Below are 23786 nucleotides of genomic sequence, written 5' to 3'. Positions count from 1 at the left end.
CTGCTGTCACTCGTCGTCGTCGAAGTTGTAACTGCCCGGCGCGAGGTTTTCGAAGCGCGTGTATTTGCCAATAAAGGCCAGACGGATAAAACCGATCGGGCCGTTACGCTGCTTGCCGATGATGATTTCGGCGATGCCTTTGTGCTCGGTTTCCGGGTGATAGACCTCGTCGCGGTACACGAACATGATCACGTCGGCGTCCTGCTCGATCGCTCCGGATTCGCGCAAGTCGGAGTTCACCGGGCGCTTGTTGGGACGCTGTTCGAGGGAACGGTTGAGCTGCGACAGCGCCACCACCGGGCAGTTGAATTCCTTGGCCAGCGCTTTCAGGGATCGCGAGATTTCGGAAATTTCGTTGGTGCGGTTGTCACCGCTGGAACCGGGGATCTGCATCAATTGCAGGTAGTCGATCATGATCAGGCCGACGTCACCGTGTTCACGCACCAGACGTCGGGTCCGCGCACGCATTTCCGACGGACTGATGCCGGCAGTGTCATCGATGAACAGCTTGCGGTCGTTGAGCAGGTTGACCGCCGAAGTCAGGCGCGGCCAGTCATCGTCTTCCAGTTGGCCAGAACGCACCTTGGTCTGGTCGATGCGGCCCAGCGAGGAGAGCATACGCATGATCAGCGATTCGCCTGGCATCTCGAGGGAGTACACCAGAACCGCTTTCTCGCTGCGCAACACGGCGTTTTCCACCAGGTTCATTGCGAAGGTGGTTTTACCCATCGACGGACGGCCGGCGACGATGATCAAGTCGGACGGCTGCAGGCCGCTGGTCTTCTCGTCGAGGTCGGTGTAGCCGGTGGACAGGCCGGTAATGGCGTTGTCGGTGTTGAACAGAGTGTCGATGCGATCAATGGCCTTGGTCAGCAAGTCATTCACACCTACCGGGCCGCCGGTTTTTGGCCGGGCCTCGGCAATCTGGAAGATCTGGCGTTCGGCTTCGTCGAGAATCTCGGCGGCGGTGCGGCCTTCCGGGTTGAAGGCGCTGTCGGCGATTTCGGTGCTGATGCCAATCAACTGGCGCAACGTCGCTCGCTCACGAACGATCTGCGCATAGGCCTTGATGTTGGCGACGGACGGCGTGTTTTTCGCCAGTTCACCGAGGTAACCGAGGCCACCGACCTGCGAGGTCTGGCCTTCCTTGTCCAGTTGTTCAGACAGGGTCACCACGTCGATCGGCATGTTCTGATCGGCCAGTTTGGCGATCGCACGGAAGATCAGACGGTGGTCATGTCGATAGAAATCGCCGTCGGAGACTTGATCGAGCACGCGTTCCCAGGCGTTGTTGTCCAACATCAGACCACCGAGTACAGCCTGTTCGGCCTCGATGGAATGCGGCGGCACCTTCAGGGCAGCGGTTTGCAGATCGTATTGCTCGGGAGCGGAGATATCGTTCATGGCCACTTGTGTAATTTGGAAAAACAGGGAGTTCAGAAAGACAAAGGGCACGACCTGTAAACAGGATCGTGCCCGATGTTAACCGTCTGACGGACAAGCCGCCAGCCGATCAGGTGTTACTTAAGCTGCTACCACGACAACGCGTACGGTGGCTTCAACTTCGGCGTGCAGGTGCACAGCCACGTCGAATTCACCCACGTTGCGGATGGTGCCGTTCGGCAGACGAACTTCGCTTTTCGCAACTTCAACGCCGGAGGCGGTCAGTGCGTCAGCGATGTCGTGAGTACCGATCGAACCGAACAGCTTGCCTTCGTCGCCAGCGGTGGCAGTGATGGTCACTTCCAGCTCGGCCAGTTGGGCAGCACGGCTTTCAGCCGATGCTTTACGGTCTGCGGCAGCTTTTTCCAGCTCAGCACGACGCTCTTCAAACGCAGCCAGGTTGGCAGCAGTTGCAGCGGTAGCTTTGCCGAAAGGCAGCAGGTAGTTACGGCCGTAACCGGCCTTAACGTTTACTTTGTCGCCCAGGTTGCCCAGGTTGGCGATTTTTTCCAGAAGGATCAGTTGCATGTGGAAATCCTCTTAACTTTTAACCTTCACCGTTCGCGTTATCGGTGTCTTTCGACACGTGACGACCGCGAAAATCAATCAGGCTGTCGACAATGGCCAGGACCACGAGCAACGGATAGATCAGCTGCATGAACAACAGCAGCGTGACGTACAACCCCACCAGCCAGAAACCGGCCAGTCGCTTCTGCCCGACCAGCCCGTGAATCAGGGCAAGTCCGGCGAACACCAGCGGTACACTGCACAACGGCGTCAACATGGCCATCTGTGCACCGAGATTCGGGCCCAGAAGCATCAACGCCAGCAGCAACATCGCCGGCCCCAGCGGGATCCGGATGGCGCGAAACTCGCGACCAAAACCACCCGGGTTGTACAACAACGCCTGCCAATGCCGCCCGACAATCAGGCTCAGCACGCTGACGATCTGCAACAGCGCCGCAATCAGTCCGGTCAGGACCGGTGCAATCAGGGACGCGAAACGCGCTTGCTCATCGACCGACAATTGCTTGTAGGTTTCACCAAGAAGCGCCGGCATGACCTTTATCAAGGCCTGCGCGAGCATCTCGATCTGGGCCGCAAACGCCGCCCCGAGCACCACTGAAAACACCACTCCAATCACTACGCTGACCAGCAGCGTGCGGACCCAGGATTCACTTGCGCGCAAAACCAACGCAAGCCCCGAAGACCCCAGCAGCACCAGAAGTGCCCGTGGGTCATCGGCATACAGCCACCAGATCAACGCCGGCAGCAGCCCCAGAGACAGAACACCCAGGGCGTCCGTCAGTCCGCGCCGCAGCAGCACAAGGCTCCCCGCGGCAGCACCCAACCAATACAACAACGGCAATGTTGCACATCCGGCCACCACGAGAGTGGCCTGCATACGGCCTCGCATGATGAACTCAGCTAAGGCACGCATGCATTCAATCCTTTGCTACTTGTCGACTGCCCGGTCTCAGCGGCCGTGGCTGTCGGTGTAGGCCAGCAGGGCCAGGAAGCGGGCGCGCTTGATAGCGGTGGCCAGCTGACGCTGATAACGAGCTTTGGTACCGGTGATGCGGCTTGGAACGATTTTGCCGGTCTCGGATACGTAGGCTTTCAGAGTGTTGAGATCTTTGTAGTCGATCTCTTTCACGTCTTCAGCGGTGAAGCGGCAGAATTTACGACGACGGAAGAAACGTGCCATTTGATAGGCTCCTTAATAAGGTCCGTGGATTACTCGTCAGCGTTATCGCTGTTGTCGCTGTCATCACTATCGGTGCCTTCGGCGCCTTCGTGCTCAGGACGGTCGCGACGCTCACGGCGCTCACTGCGGTTTTCTTCAGCCTTGAGCATCTCGGACTGGCCAGTTACGGCTTCGTCGCGACGGATGACCAGGTTACGGATCACTGCATCGTTGTAGCGGAAGTTGTCTTCCAGCTCGGCCAGGGCCTTGCCAGTGCACTCAACGTTCAGCATCACGTAGTGAGCCTTGTGAACATTGTTGATTGCGTAGGCCAGTTGACGACGGCCCCAATCTTCCAGACGGTGGATTTTGCCGCCGTCTTCTTCGATCAGCTTGGTGTAACGCTCAACCATGCCGCCGACTTGCTCGCTTTGATCCGGGTGGACCAAAAAGATGATTTCGTAATGACGCATGAATGCTCCTTACGGGTTGTAGCCTGCCGCTCAAAAACGGTCAGACAAGGAGTGAATGACACTTATGGACTTGCTGGCGCGGGGCACATGCGTGCCTGCCGTCACAGCAAGGGGCGCAATTGTAGAGAAGGGACAGAGGAGGCGCAAGGCAATTGGTGATTATTTGAACAATCACTCAGTTATGCCACACCACAAAACACTGTGGGAGCGAGCTTGCTCGCGAATGCGGTTTGTCAGGCAGCATTTACGTCGACTGACACGCCCTCTTCGCGAGCAAGCTCGCTCCCACATTTGAATCGTGTACGACTCAGGATTTCTTGGCAGTAGCCTTGGCTTTTGCACCGCGCTGACGCTGCGCTTCGAACAGGCACACGCCCGTCGCAACCGAGACGTTGAGGCTGCTGACGCTACCGGCCATCGGCAGCTTCACCAGATAGTCGCAGTGCTCGCGGGTCAGGCGACGCATGCCCTTGCCTTCGGCGCCCATGATCAGGATGGTCGGGCCAGTCAGATCCTGGTCGTAGATGCTGACCTCAGCCTCCCCCGCAGTACCGACAATCCACAGACCGCGCTGCTGAAGTTTTTCCAGGGTGCGAGCGAGGTTAGTCACGGCAACCAATGGAATCACTTCTGCCGCGCCGCAAGCGACTTTACGCACGACCGGCGTCAGGGTCGCCGACTTGTCTTTCGGCACGATCACCGCCAGCGCACCGGCCGCATCCGCCGAACGCAGGCAGGCGCCGAGGTTGTGCGGGTCGGTCACACCGTCAAGCACCAGCAACAGCGGCGCACCTTCAGTGCGATCGAGCAGCTCGTCGAGCATGGCTTCGCCCCAGACCTGACTCGGGCTTACTTCCGCGACCACGCCCTGGTGCACGCCTTCAACCCAGGCGTCCATTTCGCGACGCTCGGCTTGGCCGACCTGAACACGGTTTTCGTTGGCCAGCTCAACCAGGGTCTGCACGCGCGGATCGTTGCGGCTTTCCGCCAGCCAGATCTGCTTGACGCGTTTCGGGTGGTGACGCAGCAACGCTTCTACCGCGTGAACGCCGTAGATTTTTTCCAACTGACTCATGACTTCGCCTTCGGTTTACGTGCCCCGCCACTTTTGGCTGGAGCGGAGCCCGCTTTTGGCGGCCCCTTACGGTGTTTGCTCGGTTTCGCTGGCTTGCCGCCGGAGGCCTTTTCAGGCGCCGACCGTCCGGTCTTTCCCCCGGACGCCGCTTTACCACCGTTTTTAGCGTCGGAAAGCAGAGCCTTCTTCATTTCACGGCTTTTGCGCAGCTCGGCGTTTTTCGCCACGGCGTCGCTTGGGCGATAGGCTTCTGCCGCTTTTTCCTTGGCCGGACGACGGCTGGCGGATTTAGCCGGAGCCTTTTCTTCCGCAACCTTGGCCGCCGGAGCAGCGGTTTCAGCGCCACGTTTTTTGCGACCGATCGGTGCGCTGATGGTTTTTTCGGCCATCTCGAAGTCGATCTTGCGCTCGTCGAGGTCAACGCGCATGACGCGCACTTCAACGGTATCGCCAAGACGGAAGCTGCGACCGGTGCGCTCGCCCGCCAGGCGGTGATGCACAGGATCGAAGTGGTAGTAATCGCCCGGCAGCGCCGTGACGTGGACCAGACCTTCGACGTAGATATCGGTCAGCTCGACGAACAGGCCAAAACCGGTTACCGCTGTGATCACACCCGGGAACGACTCGCCCACGCGATCCTTCATGAACTCGCACTTGAGCCAGTTGACCACGTCGCGGGTCGCTTCGTCGGCACGGCGTTCGCTCATCGAGCACTGCTCGCCGAGCTGCTCCAGCGCCGCCTCGTCGTACGGATAGATGCGCGCCTTCGGAATGGTCATCGCCCCGGCACGGCGAACGTGCGGAGTGTCCTGTTTCGAATGGATCACGCTGCGGATCGCGCGGTGCGTCAGCAGGTCCGGGTAACGACGGATCGGCGAAGTGAAGTGGGTATAGGCTTCATAATTCAGGCCGAAGTGGCCCTGGTTGTCAGCGCTGTACACCGCTTGACTGAGCGAGCGCAGCATCACGGTCTGGATCAGGTGGAAATCCGGACGATCCTTGATGCTTGCCAGCAACGCCTGATAATCCTTCGGCGATGGACCGTCCTTGCCTTTGTGCAGGGACAGGCCGAGTTCGCCAAGGAAGGCACGGAGTTTTTCCAGACGCTCCGGTGGCGGGCCGTCGTGGACACGGTACAACGCAGGGATTTCGTGCTTCTTGAGGAATTCGGCGGTGGCCACGTTGGCCGCCAGCATGCATTCCTCAATCAGCTTGTGCGCGTCGTTACGGGTGGTCGGACGGATTTCGGCAATCTTGCGCTCGGAACCGAAGATGATCCGGGTTTCCTGGGTCTCGAAATCGATCGCGCCGCGCACGTGACGGGCAGCCAGCAACACTTTGTACAGCGAATAAAGCTGCTTGAGGTGCGGCACGACGTCGGTGTACTCACCACGCAGTTTGCGTGCTTCGGCCACTTTCGGCGTTTCCAGCATCGCACTGACTTTGTTGTAGGTCAGACGCGCGTGGGAATGGATCACCGCTTCATAGAAGCAGTAGTCGGTCATTTCGCCGGACTTGGAGATGGTCATCTCGCAAACCATGGCCAGACGATCGACGTGCGGATTCAGCGAGCACAGGCCGTTGGACAGCTGCTCAGGCAGCATTGGCACCACGCGCTCAGGGAAGTACACCGAGTTGCCGCGCACCTGCGCTTCGTTGTCCAGCGCCGAGCCGATCTTCACGTAGCTGGAAACGTCAGCAATCGCCACGTACAACTTCCAGCCGCCGGAGAACAGGCGCAGCTTGCCCGGCTTGGCTTCGCAATAAACAGCATCGTCGAAGTCGCGGGCATCTTCACCGTCAATGGTGACGAACGGCAAATGGCGCAGGTCGACGCGCTTCTCTTTGTCTTTTTCTTCGACTTCCGGCTTGAGCTTGGCCGCTTCTTTCAGAACGGCTTCGGGCCAGACGTGCGGAATGTCGTAGGTGCGCAGAGCGACATCGATTTCCATGCCCGGCGCCATATAGTTGCCGACCACTTCAACCACGTCGCCTTGCGGCTGGAAGCGCGGCGTCGGCCAGTGGGTGATTTTCACCTCGACGAACTGACCGATCTGCGCGTTGGCGTTGCGGCCCGGGGTGACCAGCACTTCCTGCTGGATCTTCGGGTTGTCCGCGACGACGAAGCCGATGCCGCCTTCTTCAAAGTAGCGACCGACGATGGTTTCGTGAGCACGCGAGACCACTTCAACGATCACGCCTTCGCGGCGACCGCGACGGTCGAGACCGGACACACGCGCCAGCGCACGGTCGCCATCGAACACCAGACGCATTTGCGCGGGGCTCATGAACAGGTCGTCGCTGCCGTCGTCCGGCACCAGGAAGCCGAAACCGTCACGGTGACCGCTGATGCGACCGAGGATCAGGTCGAGTTTGTCGACCGGCGCATAAGTGCCGCGGCGGGTGTAGATCAGTTGGGCGTCGCGCTCCATGGCGCGAAGGCGGCGGCGCAGGGCTTCGATCTGGTCTTCTGTGGTCAGACCAAACTCTTCCACCAGTTGCTCGCGGGCAGCCGGCGAGCCCCGATCGGCGAGATGCGCCAGGATCAGTTCGCGGCTAGGAATAGGGTTTTCATATTTTTCCGCTTCACGAGCGGCCTCGGGATCGAGGGACTGCCAATCGGCCATTAGAGAGTTTTCACCTTGTCTATATGCGGGTTAGTTTGGCATAGGCGCCATGAAACGGGAAATTTCCGACTATATAAGGCCCTTATGAGGGTCTGTATCGTCGCTTGAAAGCCGTTTTGAACACCGCCGGTAAAAAAAATCATATTTTTTGCTGACAGGGGTTTACAGTTAAAAAGACGCTCCGTATAGTGCGCGCCATCGACGACGCACAAGCGTTAACGATACTGCCCAGATGGTGAAATTGGTAGACACGCCAGCTTCAGGTGCTGGTGACCTTACGGTCGTGGAAGTTCGAGTCTTCTTCTGGGCACCAATTTCGAGTTTGAGACTAGATCAGTTTCAAGGCTCACACAAAACCCGCGAAAGCGGGTTTTTTGCATTCTAAGCCCGGCTTTTCTTAAAACTGATTTATTAAAATTAAATCAGGGGTTTACAGATCAAAACGCGCTCCGTATAGTGCGCCACATCAACAGCGGCAACGCTAGCGATGATTGCCCAGATGGTGAAATTGGTAGACACGCCAGCTTCAGGTGCTGGTGACCTTACGGTCGTGGAAGTTCGAGTCTTCTTCTGGGCACCAATTCAAATTCAAGGTTACGACCTTGGATTTCACAAAAACCCGCGAAAGCGGGTTTTTGCGTTTCTGGCTTCCCGAAACCCCATCACCATTGCACCTATCAAAACGCCAGCCCCACCGCAAGGCGCACTTGAGAAACAATATCGTTTATCATTGTTGCAAGTTTTTGCAATGCGACAGTGAGGAACCCCGCGAATGACGTTTCGAAATACCCTGCGCCGAGGCCTGACCTTCACCTTCCTCGGCCTGGCGCTCGCCACTCCCCTCACCCAGGCTGCCGATGCGGTTTCCCTGACTCTCTATAACGGCCAGCACAAGGAAGTCGGCGACGCGATCGCCAAAGCCTTCGAAGCCAAGACCGGCATTCACGTCAACGTGCGCAAAGGCAGCAGCAATCAGCTCGCCAGCCAGATCATCGAAGAAGGCGACCGCTCCCCTGCCGACGTGATCTACACCGAAGAATCGCCACCGTTGAACAATCTCGGCGAACAAGGCCTGCTGGCCAAGGCCGATGACGCCACTTTGGCCGTGCTGCCGGAAAAATACGTCGCAGCTAACGGCACCTGGATTGGCGTGACGGCACGCGTTCGCGTGGTCGCTTACAACCCGAAACTGGTCGACGAAAAAGACCTGCCAAAATCAGTGCTGGATTTTGCCGATCCACAGTGGCAAGGCAAAGTCGGCTTCGTGCCAACCAGCGGCGCGTTTCAGGAACAAGCCGTGGCCATCATCAAAATGCACGGTCGCGAGGCCGCCGAAGAGTGGCTGACCGGCCTGCGCGCCTTCGGCAAGACCTACAGCAACAACATGGTTGCGCTCAAAGCCGTGGAAAACGGTGAAGTCGCCACCGTGCTGGTGAACAACTACTACTGGTTCGCCCTGCAGCGCGAGAAAGGCAAACTCGACTCGAAACTGCATTACTTCACCGGTGGCGACGTCGGTGGCTTGATCACCGTGTCGAGCGCTGCCGTGTTGAAATCCAGCAAACATCCAAAAGAAGCCCAGCAATTCCTCGCCTATATGGCCAGCGAAGAAGGTCAGCGCGTGATCACCCAGACCACCGCCGAATACCCGCTGCACAAGGGTATGGAATCGGATCGCGGGCTCAAGCCGTTCAGCGAACTGGAAGCGCCGAACGTGACCCCGGCCGATCTGGGCAATGCCGAAGAAGCGCTGGAGTTGGAACGCGAAGTTGGCTTGAACTGATGACCGCATCGTTATCCGCCCCCGCCATGCGCGGGGGTTACGTGCCAAAACGCAAGCGGCCATCAATCTGGCTGGTGCTGCCGGTGTTGTTACTGGTGGTGCTGAGCCTGTTGCCGCTGGCCTATGTCGGGCTCAAGGCCTGGCAGGCCGGCTGGGCCGAGGCGTTGCATTTGTTGTGGCGCCCGTATGTGTTCGGCCTGTTGCGCAACACGTTGGCGTTGATGGTTGGCGTAACCCTCTCCTGCGGCGTGATTGGTCTGTCGCTGGCCTGGCTGCTGGAACGCAGCAATTTGCCAGGGCGTCGCCTATGGGGCGTGATCCTGTGCCTGCCGTTCGCGGTGCCGGCGTTTGTCAGCAGCTTCACCTGGGTTTCGCTGAGCGCGCAGTTCGAAGGGCTTGGCGGGGCAATTCTGGTGATGAGCCTGTCGAAGTATCCGTTGATCTTCCTGCCGGTGGCGGCAACTCTGCGCAATCTCGACCCCTCCCTTGAAGAGTCGGCGCGCACCCTTGGGCAGAATCGCTGGGGCGTATTTTTCCGCGTGACCCTGCCGCTGCTCTGGCCTTCGCTATTGGCCGGCTCGCTATTGATTGCCTTGCACATGCTGGTGGAGTTCGGCGCACTGTCGATCATCGGCCTGCAAACCTTCACCACGGCGATCTATCAGCAATTCGAACTGGAGTTCAGTAACGCCAACGCGGCGATGCTTTCCGCCGTGCTGCTGGCGCTGTGTCTGGTGTTGTTGTGGCTGGAGCTGCGCGTACGCGGCAAAGCTCGGCATGTGCGCACCGGACAAGGTGCCGCGCGCCAAGCTGAACAGGTTCGGCTAGGACCATGGGCCACGGTCGGTCAGCTGTATTGCCTGATGCTGGCAATTGTCGGCAGCGGGATTCCGCTGGGGATGTTGGCGTATTGGCTGGCGGTCGGTTCATCCGCAGCATTCCCGGTAGCAGCGATCACTGAAGCCCTGCTTTCTTCTCTGGCACTTTCTCTTGGCGGAGCTGCGCTGTGTCTGGTGCTGGCCGTGCCGGTCGGCTTGTTGGTGGTGCGTTACAAAGGTCAACTGGCGATCTGGGCCGAGCGCTTGCCGTATCTGCTGCATGCGCTGCCGGGCCTGGTGATTGCGCTGACGCTGGTGTATTTCGCCCTGCACTACGTGCCGGCGCTGTACCAGACTTCGGGGTTGCTGCTGATCGCTTATGCGCTGCTGTTTCTGCCATTGGCGCAGGCGCCGATTCGCACGGCACTGAACAAGGCGGCACCGCAACTGGAAGAGGCTGCGCGAACGCTGGGCGCCTCGTCGGTCACGGCGTTTTGCCGAGTGACGTTGCCGATCATCTTCCCGGCATTGGGCGCGGCGTTTGCGCTGGTGTTTCTGGATGCGATGAAGGAATTGACGGCGACGTTGCTACTGAGTCCGACCGGGCTCAATACGCTGGCAACGGAAGTGTGGGCGCATACTGCAAATGTCGAATTTGCGGCGGCGGCGCCTTATGCGGCGTTGTTGATTTTGGTGTCGGGGCTGCCGGTTTATTTACTGACGACCCGGATGTATCTGAGCCGCTGATACTGCTTTCGCGAGCAGACTCGCTCCCACATGTTGACCGAGTTCCATCAGAGGAACGCGATCTAATGTGGGAGCGAGCCTGCTCGCGAAGAGGCCCGCCCAGACAACCTCAAGCCCTGAACTGCCCCAGACTAGCCTTGAGCTGCGCTGCCAAACCATCCAGCACCTTGCCACTCGCAGTGGTCTCCACCACCGCCTGCGCCGCTTTCTCGGCCTGCGCATGAATTGTCTCGACGCGCCCACGCACAGCCTGCGCACCCTGCGCCTGATGCGCAGCAGCCTGCGTTGCCAAGCCAATCGCCGCATGCACCTGCTCGACCGAGACCTGTACCGACTGCTGCAAGCGCGCACTGTCACGCAACACCAGTAAACCTTCGCTGGCCTGACGCCCGGCCTGGCCGATCGCTTCGACCGCCTCACGAGCGCCCTGCTGCAATGCCACGATGTGCGCCTGAATATCGCCGGTGGAGCTTTGCGTCTTGCTCGCCAACGCACGCACCTCGTCGGCAACAACGGCGAATCCACGCCCGGTCTCGCCAGCACGTGCCGCTTCAATCGCCGCGTTGAGAGCCAGCAGATTGGTCTGCTCGGCAATCCCGTGAATCACCGTCAGCACCACCTCAATCTGCTCACTCTGCTGAGCCAGCCGCTCGATGACTTTCGCGCCGGTATCGACTTGCCCCGCCAGCGCCTCGATCAGGCTGCCGACCTTGGCGGACGTCCGGGTGTTTTCGTCGGTGGCCTGGCGAATATCCACAACCTGTTTCAAAGCCGCTTGCATCGCATGGCTTTCCGACTGCGCCTCATCAGCCATTTGCGACAGCGCGCGCAGACTCTCCGCCACTTCATCACGCTGCATGCCCGCCGCCGCATCGGCACCGGCATTGCGCAGCGTCATTGCGCCGATTTCGACGCCGGTACGCTGCGCGACATCGCCCGCTTCGCGCACGATTGGCTGCAACTTATCCACAAAGCGGTTGACCGCCGAGGCCATGTCGCCGATTTCGTCTTTGCTGTTGATCTGCACACGCTTGGTCAGGTCGCCCTCGCCCGCCGCCAGGTCATCCATCGCAGCGTTGAGCATTTTCAGGCGATTGACCACGCGATGGCCGAGCACGACGGCCAGTAACAGCAGCACGCCAAAACCGACCAACGCCAGGCCCATGCCGATCCGCCAACGCAGGGTGGCTGCCGCTTCTTGAACAGTATTGGCGGTATTGGCTTTCATCTCGACAGCGGTTGACTGCGCCGATTGCAGGCGCGCCTGCATGGCATTGGCACTGTCCGCTGCAGCGCCCTTGAGGCTGTCGCCGACCAGTTGATCACTGCTCGCGATCAGCGCTGAGAAGCGCTTGTCCAGTGCCGCCAGATCGGTTTCCACCGACGCCGTGGAAACGCCCATCAGCACCTTGCCGATTTCCACGCCATTGGGATTGATCGAGGCTTCAAGGTAGTAAACCGATGGATCGTTTTTCGCCGCATCCAGCACTTTATCCAGTGCACGCTCGCCCTGGCCCTTTTCCAGCAAGGCCTTGTTGATCGGGTTTTCGCGATTGAGATAGCGGGTCAGGTGCTGGCCGGTGGCGTCGTCGTAGACCACGAACAACACATTGGGATTGCGCTGGGCACGGCGGGCGAACTCGGACAGGGTCGGTACGTCGCTGTCCCACATGGCACGCGGGGCTACAGAGGCCAGTAACTGCGCCATGTCATTGGCCGAATCTTTCAGATCCTTTTCCAGCGTCGCACGCAGTTGCGCCTGCTCTTCTTTCAGGCGCGAAGACAGGCCGGCGGTAAGCCGCTGACGAGTACTGGCGGACAAGGCATCGAGGCTCGAGGTGACTTCACGCCCGGCCTGCTCCAGTTCACCGGAGAGCTTCTGGCTGTCGGCGCCGAGGCGCACCGCCAAGTCAGCTTCCAGCGCCGTGACGGTGCTCCGCGTCAGGGCAACGGCCACCAACACTTGCACCAAAAGGGCGATACCAAGGGTACCGAACACGGGGCGCAACAAACGGCTTTGTAACAGTGAGAGAACGGCCGACACTGTGAATACCTCTACTTCTGACGCCATTAATTTGATGGCACTCTTGTAGACAGATTCACAGCAAAGGTCATGCCGTCCAACAGGCATAAACGACAAAGGCCCCGATGAAGGGGCCTTTGTGTTTTTACATCAACGACTTATCAAGCAAACGGATGACGCAGAACGATAGTTTCGTTGCGGTCCGGGCCCGTCGAAATAATGTCGATCGGCGCGCCGATCAACTCTTCAACGCGTTTGATGTAGGCGCGAGCGTTAGCTGGCAGCTCTTCCAGGGTCTTGGCGCCCACGGTCGATTCGGTCCAGCCCGGCACTTCTTCGTACACAGGCTGCAGGCCTACGTAGCTGTCAGCGTCGGTCGGAGCAACGGCATTGCCTTCGGCGTCTTTATAGCCAACGCAGATGTTGATGGTTTCCAGACCGTCGAGTACGTCCAGCTTGGTCAGGCAGATACCCGAAATGCTGTTCACATCGATAGCGCGACGCAGGATAACGGCGTCGAACCAGCCACAACGACGGGCACGGCCGGTGGTCGCACCGAACTCGTGACCTTGTTTGGCCAGGTGCGCGCCGACGTCGTCGAACAGCTCAGTCGGGAATGGACCCGAACCGACGCGAGTGGTGTAGGCCTTGGTGATGCCCAGGATGTAGTCCAGGAACATCGGGCCAACGCCGGAACCAGTCGCTACGCCACCGGCAGTGGTGTTGGAACTGGTCACGTACGGGTAGGTACCGTGGTCGATGTCGAGCAACGAACCCTGGGCACCTTCGAACATGATGTCTTTGCCGGCGCGACGCAGGTCGTGCAGCTCAGCGGTGACGTCGAGCATCAGCGGCTTGAGCAGCTCAGCGTATTCCTTGCACTCGGCCAGGGTCTTCTCGAACTCGATGGCTGGCTCTTTGTAGTAACCGACCAGCATGAAGTTGTGGTAATCCACCAGTTCACGCAGCTTGTCTTCGAAGCGCGGCATGTTCAGCAGGTCGCCAACACGCAGGCCACGACGAGCAACCTTGTCTTCGTAAGCCGGGCCGATGCCGCGACCGGTGGTACCGATCTTCAGCTCGCCACGGGCCTTTTCACGGGCCTGGTCCAGCGCCACATGGAAGGACAGGATCAGCGGGCAGGACGGGCTGATACGCAGACGCTCACGCACCGGTACGCCTTTCTCTTCCAGCTTGGTGATCTCGCGCAGCAGGGCGTCAGGTGCAACCACCACGCCGTTGCCGATCAGGCACTGCACGCCTTCGCGCAGCACGCCCGACGGGATCAGGTGCAGGACGGTTTTCTCGCCGTCGATCACCAGTGTGTGGCCAGCGTTGTGGCCACCTTGGTAGCGCACTACGGCGGCAGCATGTTCGGTCAGCAGATCAACGATCTTGCCTTTGCCCTCATCACCCCATTGGGTGCCCAGGACTACGACATTCTTACCCATAACACTTGTCCTCATTCGCGCAAACTTGGTGCCGGCGATGGCCGGCAGGAAAACTCAAGAAGCCAGTGGCGATACTTGCCAAAGCCCGTTCTGCTGAATCAATTGCCGGTCGCAGTCCGCATCACGGGCGGCGGCCAAAGGTTGCCCAGGCAAAGCCTGAACGACACGCTGACCCTCACTGCGCAACTGGCAAACCTGCTGCCAGAGTGCCGCATCCGTACTGTCAGGCATCCAGATACCGCCAGACGGTAGCTCGATCTCAGCACGCCCCAGGGTCACCAGGGTTTTCAAATCGGTGGAGAAGCCTGTCGCTGGACGGGCGCGGCCAAAATCCGCGCCGATGTCGTCGTAGCGACCGCCCTGAGCGATGGACTGGCCAACGCCCGGCACGAACACCGCGAACACCACACCGGTGTGGTAGTGGTAGCCACGCAGCTCGCCCAGGTCGAAGTACAACGGCAGGTCCGGGAAACGCGCCGAGAGGCGCTCGGCGATCGCCAGCAAATCTTCCAGTGCTGCCAGAACCGGCGCCGGCGCATTGGCCAGACGCTCACGGGCAGCGCTTAAGACTTCACGGCCGCCACACAGATCAACCAGCGCACGCAGCATGCCGGACAAGTCGGCCGGCAAGCCTTCGGTCAAGGTAATGACCTCGTCGATGGCTTTGCGTTGCAGCGCATCGAACAACTGCTGTTCGACTTCACCGGACAGACCGGCGGCACGCGCCAGACCACGATAGATGCCGACATGACCAAGGTCCATGTGCACATCCGGCACATCGGCCAGTTGCAGCATGGCCAGCATCAGGCTGATCACTTCAACGTCGCTGCTCGGGCTGGCGTCGCCGTACAACTCGGCGCCCAACTGGATCGGGCTTCGCGAGGACGACAGTGCACGCGGCTGAGCATGCAGCACACTGCCGGCGTAGCACAGACGGCTCGGACCTTCGCGACGCAGGGTGTGCGCATCGATACGCGCCACTTGCGGCGTGATGTCGGCACGGAAACCCATCTGCCGGCCCGATTGCGGGTCGATGACCTTGAAGGTACGCAGATCCAGATCCTGGCCCGCGCCGGTCAGCAGGGATTCCAGGTACTCGATATGGGGAGTCACGACAAACTCGTAACCCCAGCTCTGGAACAGATCCAACACCTGACGACGCGCGACTTCAATGCGCGCCGCTTCCGGTGGCAGTACTTCTTCGATGCCATCTGGCAGCAGCCAGCGGTCTACCGTTGCCATTACGCCATTCCCCTTTGATCCGGGCGGCCAGCCTGCGGGCGAGCCTTGAGTGAAGCAGAAAATGACCGAACCGTTCAAAACGCACGCGCATGAACGACGCGGCGAAAGGCCTGTTACCGGCTTCGCCCATCACTTTCCTCGAAATACTCTCGGGCCATTCAACCCGATGCCTGCAACAAAAAACAGCAATCAAACGTGCAGACGCAAAAAAGCCGGGAATTTCCCGGCTGCCGCATCATACACACGTTTTCCCAAAGGATCACCCCGCCCGAGGTTTTAGCCGCCGGGCGGAATGATTCAGGTCAACGGCGTATCAAGGCTTGGCCTTTTCCAGGTAGTGGAAAAAGTCGCTGCTTGGGTCGAGGACCAATACGTCGGATTTGTTCGCGAAGCTTTCACGGTAGGCGCGCAGGCTACGATAGAAACTGTAGAACTCCTGATCCTGACCGTAGGCCTTGGAGTAGATCGCAGCGGCCTGGGCATCACCATCACCGCGAACCTCTTCGGACTCACGATAGGCTTCAGCCAGCAGCACGCGGCGTTGACGATCGGCGTCGGCACGGATGCCTTCAGCCAGCTCGTTACCCTTGGCGCGGTGCTCGCGAGCTTCACGCTCACGCTCGGTGCTCATACGTTCGAACACACTGCGGTTTACTTCTTTCGGCAGATCGATGGCCTTGACCCGGACATCGACAACTTCGATACCCAGCTCTTTTTCCGCCATTTTGTTCAGCGAAGCGGTGATGTCAGCCATCAGTGCGTCACGCTCACCCGACACCACCTCGTGCAGGGTGCGCTTACCGAACTGGTCACGCAGACCGGATTCCAGACGACGGGACAGACGCTCGTCGGCGATTTGCTTGAGGCCGGAAGTTGCGGTGTAGAAGCGCTCGGCATCTTTCACGCGCCACTTGGCATAGGCATCGACCATCACGGCTTTCTTTTCCAGGGTCAGGAAACGCTGTGTCGGTGCATCCAGCGTCATCAGACGTGCGTCGAATTTACGCACCTGGTTAACGTAAGGCACTTTCACATGCAGGCCTGGCTGAACATCGGCCTGAACCACGCGACCGAATTGCAGCAGCACCGCACGCTCGGTCTGAGCCACGATGTAGAAGCAGTTCCAGCCCACCAGTACCACAACAACGCCAACGATCAGGGCGATCAGCGATTTATTGCTCATCAGCGGGTCTCCCTTGTGCGCGACTGCGGCAGGTCAGTGACATGCGGCGTGACGTCCGTGTTGTTGGCGGCAGCCGAACCGGTGACCGGTGCATTGCTGCCCGAACTGTTCTGAATCATTTTGTCCAACGGCAGGTAAAGCAAGTTGCTCTGGCCGTTCTTGTTGCCGGTCACGAGTACCTTGCTGGTATTGCTGAAGACTTCCTGCATTGTGTCCAGGTACAGACGCTGGCGGGTAACCTCAGGTGCCTTGCGGTACTCGGCGACCAGCTTGGTAAAGCGATCGGCCTCACCCTTGGCGCGCGAGACCGTTTCGTCGCGATAACCGTTGGCATCCTCGAGGATGCGCTGGGCCTGACCACGGGCTTCCGGCACGACGCCGTTGGCGTAGGTTTCAGCCTGGTTGCGCGAACGCTGCTCGTCTTCACGGGCGCGGATCACGTCATCGAAGGCTTCCTGCACTTCACGCGGTGCCGCTGCGCTCTGTACGTTGACCTGAGTGACGGTGATACCGGTGCGATAGGTATCGAGGAAGCGTTGCAGACGCTCCTTGATTTCGCTGGCCATCAATTCACGACCTTCGGTCAGCACCTGGTCCATGGCGGTGGAACCCACCACGTGGCGCAAGGCACTGTCAGTCGCATGCTGCAGACTGATTTCCGGCTGATCGACGTTCAGCACGAAGTCCTGCAGGTTGCTGATCTTGTACTGCACGGTCAGCGGCACTTCGACGATGTTCTCGTCTTCGGTCAGCATCTGGCCCTGCTTGGTGTACGCACGCTCACGCGTGACGTTTTCCATGTACTTTTTATCGATCGGCGGGAAGTAGATATTCAGGCCCGGGCCAACAGTCTCGTAGTACTTGCCGAAGCGCAGCACCACGGCTTGCTCCTGCTCGTCCACCACGTAGACCGCGCTGTACAGCCAGACAGCCGCCAGCACGACGAGGCCGATGCCGAGCAGACCGCCGAAGCCGCCACCGCTCCTGCCCGAACCACCGCCGTCATCACCACCGCGTTTCTTACCACCACCGAACAACCCGTTCAGGCTTTCCTGCAGCTTTCGGAAGGCCTCGTCGAGATCCGGTGGCCCCTTGCGGTCGCCGTTATTGCGGCGTTTGCCACCCCAAGGATCCTGATTATTCGAGTTGCCACCCGGCTCATTCCAAGCCATAGCGCTCTCCATCTGATAAAGCAAAGACGCACCCACGGCGCGCCGACCAATGCTACAGAATGCCTGCCGTTACGGCACAACCGCTTCTTCAGGCTTTTATTGCAAAGTGTGTTGCTCGATGAATTCCATCGGCTGCAATCCTTCGCGGCTTACCAGTCGATTCAGCTCGACCCGGGGCAAACGAACGGCCAGCAGGCTGATGCCTTCTTCGTCATGCTCTTCTTTCTGCACCGCACCGAGTTCGAAAAACTGCGCACGCAGTCTGGCGAATCGTTGCGGCAAACGCAGTGTGCCGATGAACAAATCACTGCCGAGCAATTCGGCAATGGCTTGTTCAAGCAATTCCAGACCACTGCCATCACGTGCCGAAAGCCAGACCCGCTGGGGCTTGCCGTTTTCGTCGCGCTGGATTTGTGGCTCAACGCCTTCAAGCAAATCGAGTTTGTTATAGACCTCGAGTATCGGCAAGTCCTGGGCACCAATCTCGCCCAGCACCACCATCACCTGCTCGATCTGCAACATGCGATCCGGTTCGGCCGCATCGATCACGTGCAACAACAGGTCGGAGTTGGCCGACTCTTCGAGGGTAGACCGAAATGCTTCGACCAGCTTGTGCGGCAGGTGACGAATGAAGCCTACCGTATCCGCCAGAACAATCGGCCCCAGGTCGTCCAGATCCAGACGGCGCAGCGTCGGGTCCAGTGTGGCGAACAACTGGTCGGCCGCGTAAACATCGGATTTCGTCACATTGTTGAAGAGTGTCGATTTGCCGGCGTTGGTATATCCCACCAAAGACACGGTAGGGATATCCGCACGGGAGCGGCCACGTCGCGATTGCTCGCGCTGGCTGCGCACCTTCTCCAGCCGCCCCTTGATCTGGCGCAGGCGGACCCGCAGCAAACGGCGGTCGGTTTCCAGTTGGGTCTCACCCGGGCCGCGCATGCCGATGCCGCCACCCTGACGCTCAAGGTGAGTCCAGCCGCGAACCAGCCGCGTGCTCATGTGGTCAAGCTGGGCCAGTTCGACCTGGAGCTTGCCTTCATGGGTACGGGCGCGTTGGGCGAAAATATCGAGAATCAGACCGGTACGGTCGATCACGCGACACTCGAAAACACGTTCGAGGTTACGTTCCTGACTGGGCGTGAGGATGTGATTGAAAATCACCAGATCGGCTTCTTCAGCCTTGACCAGGTCGCGCAGTTCCTCGACCTTGCCGCTGCCGATCAGAAATTTGGCGGTTGGCCGATGACGCGGCACGTTAAAAAACGCAACGGTCTCGGCGCCGGCCGAATTAGCCAATTCCTGAAACTCCTGCGGATCTTCGCGCGCCTCAGGGTCCTGTCCATCCAAGTGAACGAGGATCACTCGTTCACCACCACCGTGGCGCTCAAAGAACAAAGGAGACTCCTATCAGGCGTTACCTGGCTCAGCGTCACCTGCTTCGGATTCGGTTGCGCTAGGCAGACGAATTGGACGAACCGGCACTACTGTCGAGATAGCGTGTTTGTAAACCATCTGGCTTACGGTGTTTTTCAGCAGGATCACGAATTGGTCGAACGACTCGATCGTGCCTTGCAGTTTGATACCGTTGACCAGGTAGATGGAAACCCCAACTTTCTCTTTACGTAAAGTATTCAAGTAAGGGTCTTGTAGCGAATGCCCTTTTGACATGTGCCGCACTCCTTTAAGGATTCAATAATAAAAAATAGGTAATTCAGATGGCTTTGGCCGCCACACCCCCAAGGATAGACGGCAATTGCAAGGACTCAGCTCAATATGGAGATGGTCCCAAGGTATTTCAAGGCGCGTGGCAGATTGTCGCAATCAAGACTGTCCAGCCAGTGTATATCTTCCCAGCTGCGCAGCCAGGTGAACTGGCGTTTGGCCAATTGGCGCGTGGCGATAATGCCGCGCTCCTGCATTTCGGCCAACGTCAGCTTGCCATCCAGGTAGTCCCAGACTTGGCGGTAGCCTACCGCACGTATAGACGGCAACCCCGAATGCAGGTCACTTCTTTTACGCAGGGCTACGACCTCGTCGAGGAACCCCTGTTCCAACATATTTGTGAATCTTTGTTTAATGCGCTCGTGCAATACCTGACGATTCGCCGGGGCAATGGCCAAGTTCGCGACAGTATAGGGCAATTGTTGCAGTCCCGAAGCGGCTGCTTCAGTACTTTGCGCAGATTGTTGCTGACGCAGCTCGGTCATGCTCTGACCGCTGACTCGATAAACTTCCAGCGCGCGACTCAAGCGCTGCGGATCGTTCGGGTGAATCCGCGCCGCTGACACCGGGTCAATGCTCGCCAATTGATCGTGCAAGGCTTGCCAACCGAGGCGTGCAGCCTCTTCTTCGATCTGGGCGCGAACATCGGCATCGGCCGCTGGCATATCCGCCAGACCTTCGACCAAAGCCTTGTAATAGAGCATCGTACCGCCGACCAGCAGCGGAATTTTTCCGCGCGCGGTGATCTCGGCCATGGCTTGCAGGGCATCGCGCCGGAAATCCGCAGCCGAATAAGCCTCAGCCGGGTCGAGAATATCGATCAAGCGGTGCGGATATTCGGCCAGCAGTTCTTTCGAAGGCTTGGCGGTGCCGATGTCCATGCCGCGATAGACCAGCGCTGAATCGACACTGATCAACTCGCACGGCAGCACCTTGGTCAGCTCGATGGCCAGATCGGTCTTGCCCGCAGCGGTCGGGCCCATCAGGAAAATCGCTGGAGGAAGCTGGCTCATCAACGACCGCGCAGAAACAGTTTGTCCAGATCGTCCAGGCCCAATTGGGTCCAGGTCGGTCGGCCATGGTTGCATTGACCGCTGCGCTCGGTGTTTTCCATGTCGCGTAGCAGGCCGTTCATTTCCGGCAGGGCCAAACGCCGGTTGGCGCGGATCGCGCCGTGGCAGGCCATGGTGCCGAGCAACTCGTTGAGGTGTGCCTGAATCCGGTCGCTGGTGCCGTACTCCATCAAGTCCGACAGGACATCGCCGACCAGACGGTTGGCTTCGGCCTGTTTCAACAACGCCGGGATTTGGCGGATCGCCAGGGTTTCCGGGCCCAGACGCTGCAGCTCGAACCCCAGACGCTGGAACCATGCCGCGTGCTCTTCAGCGCAATCGGCCTCGCGCTGGCTAACGGCCAGGGATTCAGGCACCAACAATGGCTGCCCACTGAGGCCCTCGCTGGCCATGGCGATTTTCAGGCGTTCGTACATGATCCGCTCGTGAGCAGCGTGCATGTCCACCAGCACCAGCCCTTGGGCGTTTTCGGAAAGAATGTAGATACCTTTCAACTGCGCCAAGGCATAACCCAGCGGAGGAATATCTTCCTGCCCGGCCGGCAGCGCGTTGGCATTAGCCTCAGGCAGCGGCGCGAAAAACTCGCGATACGCAGCCTGAGCCTCGGCAGCCGGCGGTACCGCTGATTGTGGGCGTGGCGTGTATTGATACTGGTAAGCCCCGCCAGCGCTGGCGCCGGACGAGGTATTGAACGCCGGTTGTGCCTGCGGTTGCTCCAGCAGCGCATTGGCCGCCAGACGCATTTCACCCTGCGGGCCGAACTCACCGGCATCGAGGCCCGTTGGCCGCACAACAGCTGTGGTCACGGAACCGGCAAGCTGATCTTCCGGACGCACGTCGCCCAAAGCACGGTGCAACGTGCCATAAAGGAAGTCATGCACCATGCGCCCGTCACGGAAGCGCACTTCGTGTTTGGTCGGGTGCACGTTGACGTCGACCGCCGCCGGATCGACTTCAAAAAACAGCGCAAACGTCGGGTGACGGCCGTTGAACAGCACGTCGCGATAGGCCTGACGCACGGCGTGAGCCACAAGTTTGTCGCGCACCGCCCGGCCATTCACAAAGAAATACTGCAGATCCGCCTGACTGCGGTTGAAGGTCGGCAAACCAACCCAGCCCCACAGGTGCAAGCCGTTGCGCTCGATCTCGATCGGCAGCGCCTGCTCGAGGAAACCCGAACCGCAGATCGCCGCCACACGCCGGGCGCGGGCCGCGTCATCGTGGGCTTCGTGCAGGCTGAGAATGGTCTTGCCGTTATGCCGCAGATGGAAAGCCACGTCGAAACGCGCCAGCGCCAGACGCTTGATCACTTCTTGCAGGTGATCGAACTCGGTTTTTTCGGTCTTGAGGAATTTGCGTCGCGCCGGGGTGTTGAAGAACAGGTCGCGAACTTCCACGGAAGTGCCGACCGGATGCGCTGCCGGTTGCACCCGAGGCGCCATGTCGCGGCCTTCGGTTTCGACTTGCCACGCTTGATCGGCATCGCGAGTACGCGAGGTCAGCGTCAGGCGCGCCACGGAGCTGATCGAGGCCAGCGCCTCACCCCGGAAACCGAGGCTCATCACCTGCTCAAGGTCTTCCAGGTTGCGAATCTTGCTGGTGGCGTGACGGGCCAGGGCCAGCGGCAGGTCATCGGCAGAGATGCCGCTGCCATCGTCACGCACCCGCAGCAACTTGACCCCGCCCTGCTCGACATCGACATCAATACGCTTGGCGCCGGAATCGAGGCTGTTTTCCAGCAGTTCCTTGATCACCGAGGCCGGACGTTCAACCACCTCACCGGCGGCGATCTGGTTCGCCAGCCGTGGGCTGAGCAGTTCGATACGGGCAGCAGCGTTCAGCACTTCGTTCATTCTTTGGACGCCAGTTCGGTGCCAGGAATGGTCAAGTGCTGACCGACTTTCAACTCATCGCTTTTCAGATTGTTGGCAGCGCGCAGCGTGGCCGGCGACACCTGGTAGCGCACGCCGATCATCGCCAGCGTTTCACCCGGACCGACGCGATGATCGCGCGGGCCTTGAGCGATCTTGCCGGAATCACGCAGCCAGGCGATGTAAGTGCCCGGTGGCGGGTTCTGCTGGAAGAACTGGCGCACGCCGCTACTGATCGAGCGGGCCAACGCTTGCTGGTGGCTCGATGCCGAGAGTTTGTTCGCTTCGTTGGCGTTGGAGATAAACCCGGTTTCGACCAGGATCGACGGGATGTCCGGCGACTTCAACACCATGAACCCGGCCTGTTCCACACGCTGTTTGTGCAGCGGCGTGACGCGGCCGATGTTGGTCAGGACTTTCTGGCCGACGTTGAGGCTGGAAGTCAGCGAGGCGGTCATCGACAGGTCGAGCAATACGCCGGCGAGCATGCGGTCCTTGTCGTCGAGGCTGACGTTGCCGGCACCACCGATCAAGTCGGAACGGTTTTCGCTGTCGGCCAGCCAACGCGCGGTCTCGGAAGTTGCGCCGCGATCAGACAGGGCAAACACCGACGCGCCGAAGGCGGCCGCAGACGGCGCGGCGTCAGCATGAATCGAGACGAACAGGTCGGCGCCTTTCTTGCGAGCGATTTCGGTACGGCCGCGCAACGGGATGAAGTAGTCGCCGGTACGGGTCAATTCGGCACGGAAGCCTTTCATGCCGTTGACCTGACGCTGCAGTTCGCGAGCGATCTGCAGCACTACGTCTTTCTCACGCTGACCGCGCGAACCGGATGCGCCCGGGTCCTCGCCACCGTGGCCGGCGTCGATCACCACAATAATGTCGCGCTTGCCGGCCGGGGCTGGCGGCAACTTGATTGCCGGTTCGGTCGGGGTTACCGGCACCGCTGGCACAGTCGCGACCTGCGGCGTCGGCGCAGGCGGCGGTGCGGCGTCGGCCGGGTTATCGAACAGGTCGACCACCAGGCGGTTGCCGTACTGCGCGTTCGGCGCCAGCGAGAAGCTTTTCGGGGTGACGGCTTTTTTCAGGTCGATGACCACGCGCAGATCAGTCGGCGTACGCTGGGCCGAGCGCATTGCGGTGATCGGCGTGTTTGCGGTCTGCACATTCAGCGGTGCACCGAGGGTGGCACCGTTGATGTCGATCACCAGACGATCCGGCGCGGTCAGGGTAAACACGCTGTGCTGCACCGGGCCGCTCAGGTCGAAGACCAGTCGCGTGTTATCCGGCGCCCGCCACAGGCGCACGCTATTGACCTTTGAATCGGCCACGGCGTTGACAGTCACTGCCATCAACAACAGTCCAGCGGCAGCCACCAACGCGCGAAAGCGCA

19 protein-coding genes and 2 tRNA genes are annotated in these 23786 nt (G+C 59.8%); 4 read left to right on the top strand and 17 right to left on the bottom strand.

The genetic code is table 11. From position 1 onward, the window contains the following. Window positions 1-6: 6 nt before the first annotated feature. The 7 genes from dnaB to rnr form a co-directional block, all read right to left on the bottom strand. Window positions 7-1404 (bottom strand): replicative DNA helicase, encoded by a 1398-nt coding sequence (dnaB, locus tag AB4O01_RS23150; RefSeq protein WP_007915846.1) that lies wholly within the window; start codon window positions 1402-1404, stop codon window positions 7-9. 120 nt (window positions 1405-1524) lie between these two features. Then, window positions 1525-1971 carry a 50S ribosomal protein L9 gene (gene rplI / locus AB4O01_RS23145; RefSeq protein WP_003186385.1) on the bottom strand — a complete coding sequence of 149 codons (447 nt, stop codon included), beginning with the start codon at window positions 1969-1971 and terminating at the stop codon, window positions 1525-1527. 19 nt (window positions 1972-1990) lie between these two features. Then, window positions 1991-2884, bottom strand: coding sequence for a hypothetical protein (locus AB4O01_RS23140; protein WP_016983782.1), 894 nt, complete (start codon window positions 2882-2884; stop codon window positions 1991-1993). A gap of 36 nt (window positions 2885-2920) precedes the next feature. Further along, window positions 2921-3151, bottom strand: a complete 231-nt coding sequence (gene rpsR / locus AB4O01_RS23135) for a 30S ribosomal protein S18 (protein WP_002551829.1) — start codon at window positions 3149-3151, stop codon at window positions 2921-2923. Between the two features lie 29 nt (window positions 3152-3180). Continuing rightward, complete coding sequence (gene rpsF / locus AB4O01_RS23130; protein ID WP_016771938.1) at window positions 3181-3603, bottom strand: 30S ribosomal protein S6; 423 nt, start codon at window positions 3601-3603, stop codon at window positions 3181-3183. A 307-nt stretch (window positions 3604-3910) separates the two neighbouring features. Next, entirely contained in the window at window positions 3911-4678 is a 768-nt protein-coding gene (gene rlmB / locus AB4O01_RS23125) for a 23S rRNA (guanosine(2251)-2'-O)-methyltransferase RlmB (RefSeq protein WP_095047304.1), read from the bottom strand. Next, window positions 4675-7305, bottom strand: a complete 2631-nt coding sequence (gene rnr / locus AB4O01_RS23120; protein ID WP_093430184.1) for a ribonuclease R — start codon at window positions 7303-7305, stop codon at window positions 4675-4677. Before rnr ends, rlmB begins: the two co-directional genes overlap by 4 nt. A 226-nt stretch (window positions 7306-7531) precedes the next feature. Here rnr and AB4O01_RS23115 point away from each other — a divergent pair. From AB4O01_RS23115 to AB4O01_RS23100, 4 genes are all read left to right on the top strand, one after another. Then, window positions 7532-7618 (top strand) — tRNA-Leu (locus AB4O01_RS23115). 180 nt (window positions 7619-7798) lie between these two features. After that, window positions 7799-7885 (top strand) — tRNA-Leu (locus AB4O01_RS23110). Window positions 7886-8077: 192 nt separating this feature from the next. Continuing rightward, the gene (locus AB4O01_RS23105; RefSeq protein ID WP_116255796.1) at window positions 8078-9088 is read left to right on the top strand and encodes an extracellular solute-binding protein; all 1011 of its coding nucleotides are present in this window, start codon (window positions 8078-8080) and stop codon (window positions 9086-9088) included. Next, the gene (locus AB4O01_RS23100) at window positions 9088-10653 is read left to right on the top strand and encodes an ABC transporter permease (RefSeq protein WP_460089670.1); all 1566 of its coding nucleotides are present in this window, start codon (window positions 9088-9090) and stop codon (window positions 10651-10653) included. The genes AB4O01_RS23105 and AB4O01_RS23100 overlap by 1 nt, the downstream gene beginning before the upstream one ends. Before the next feature lie 109 nt (window positions 10654-10762). On the opposite strand, the gene AB4O01_RS23095 is transcribed toward AB4O01_RS23100, so the two are convergent. The 10 genes from AB4O01_RS23095 to AB4O01_RS23050 form a co-directional block, all read right to left on the bottom strand. Further along, complete coding sequence (locus AB4O01_RS23095; protein WP_460089668.1) at window positions 10763-12697, bottom strand: methyl-accepting chemotaxis protein; 1935 nt, start codon at window positions 12695-12697, stop codon at window positions 10763-10765. A 140-nt stretch (window positions 12698-12837) separates the two neighbouring features. Then, window positions 12838-14127 (bottom strand): adenylosuccinate synthase, encoded by a 1290-nt coding sequence (locus tag AB4O01_RS23090; protein ID WP_007915835.1) that lies wholly within the window; start codon window positions 14125-14127, stop codon window positions 12838-12840. A 54-nt stretch (window positions 14128-14181) separates the two neighbouring features. Further along, window positions 14182-15369, bottom strand: coding sequence for an ATP phosphoribosyltransferase regulatory subunit (locus AB4O01_RS23085; RefSeq protein ID WP_038360371.1), 1188 nt, complete (start codon window positions 15367-15369; stop codon window positions 14182-14184). A gap of 313 nt (window positions 15370-15682) precedes the next feature. Beyond that, entirely contained in the window at window positions 15683-16552 is an 870-nt protein-coding gene (hflC, locus tag AB4O01_RS23080; RefSeq protein WP_016984784.1) for a protease modulator HflC, read from the bottom strand. After that, window positions 16552-17724, bottom strand: coding sequence for an FtsH protease activity modulator HflK (hflK, locus tag AB4O01_RS23075; RefSeq protein ID WP_186621142.1), 1173 nt, complete (start codon window positions 17722-17724; stop codon window positions 16552-16554). Before hflK ends, hflC begins: the two co-directional genes overlap by 1 nt. Window positions 17725-17820: 96 nt before the next feature. Continuing rightward, window positions 17821-19122, bottom strand: coding sequence for a ribosome rescue GTPase HflX (gene hflX / locus AB4O01_RS23070; protein ID WP_093430181.1), 1302 nt, complete (start codon window positions 19120-19122; stop codon window positions 17821-17823). 12 nt (window positions 19123-19134) lie between these two features. After that, window positions 19135-19395, bottom strand: coding sequence for an RNA chaperone Hfq (gene hfq, locus AB4O01_RS23065; RefSeq protein WP_007902656.1), 261 nt, complete (start codon window positions 19393-19395; stop codon window positions 19135-19137). Between the two features lie 95 nt (window positions 19396-19490). Further along, the gene (miaA, locus tag AB4O01_RS23060) at window positions 19491-20462 is read right to left on the bottom strand and encodes a tRNA (adenosine(37)-N6)-dimethylallyltransferase MiaA (protein WP_093430180.1); all 972 of its coding nucleotides are present in this window, start codon (window positions 20460-20462) and stop codon (window positions 19491-19493) included. After that, on the bottom strand, window positions 20462-22363 hold the full coding sequence (mutL, locus tag AB4O01_RS23055) for a DNA mismatch repair endonuclease MutL (RefSeq protein WP_175559558.1): 1902 nt from the start codon (window positions 22361-22363) through the stop codon (window positions 20462-20464). Before mutL ends, miaA begins: the two co-directional genes overlap by 1 nt. Window positions 22364-22371: 8 nt before the next feature. After that, the gene (locus AB4O01_RS23050) at window positions 22372-23745 is read right to left on the bottom strand and encodes an N-acetylmuramoyl-L-alanine amidase (RefSeq protein ID WP_371748301.1); all 1374 of its coding nucleotides are present in this window, start codon (window positions 23743-23745) and stop codon (window positions 22372-22374) included. Window positions 23746-23786: the final 41 nt, after the last annotated feature.

The organism is Pseudomonas sp. S2_E02, assembly GCF_054668355.1.
The sequence above is the reverse complement of the archived record's forward strand: the minus strand, read 5'-3'. Positions and strand labels throughout refer to the sequence as shown.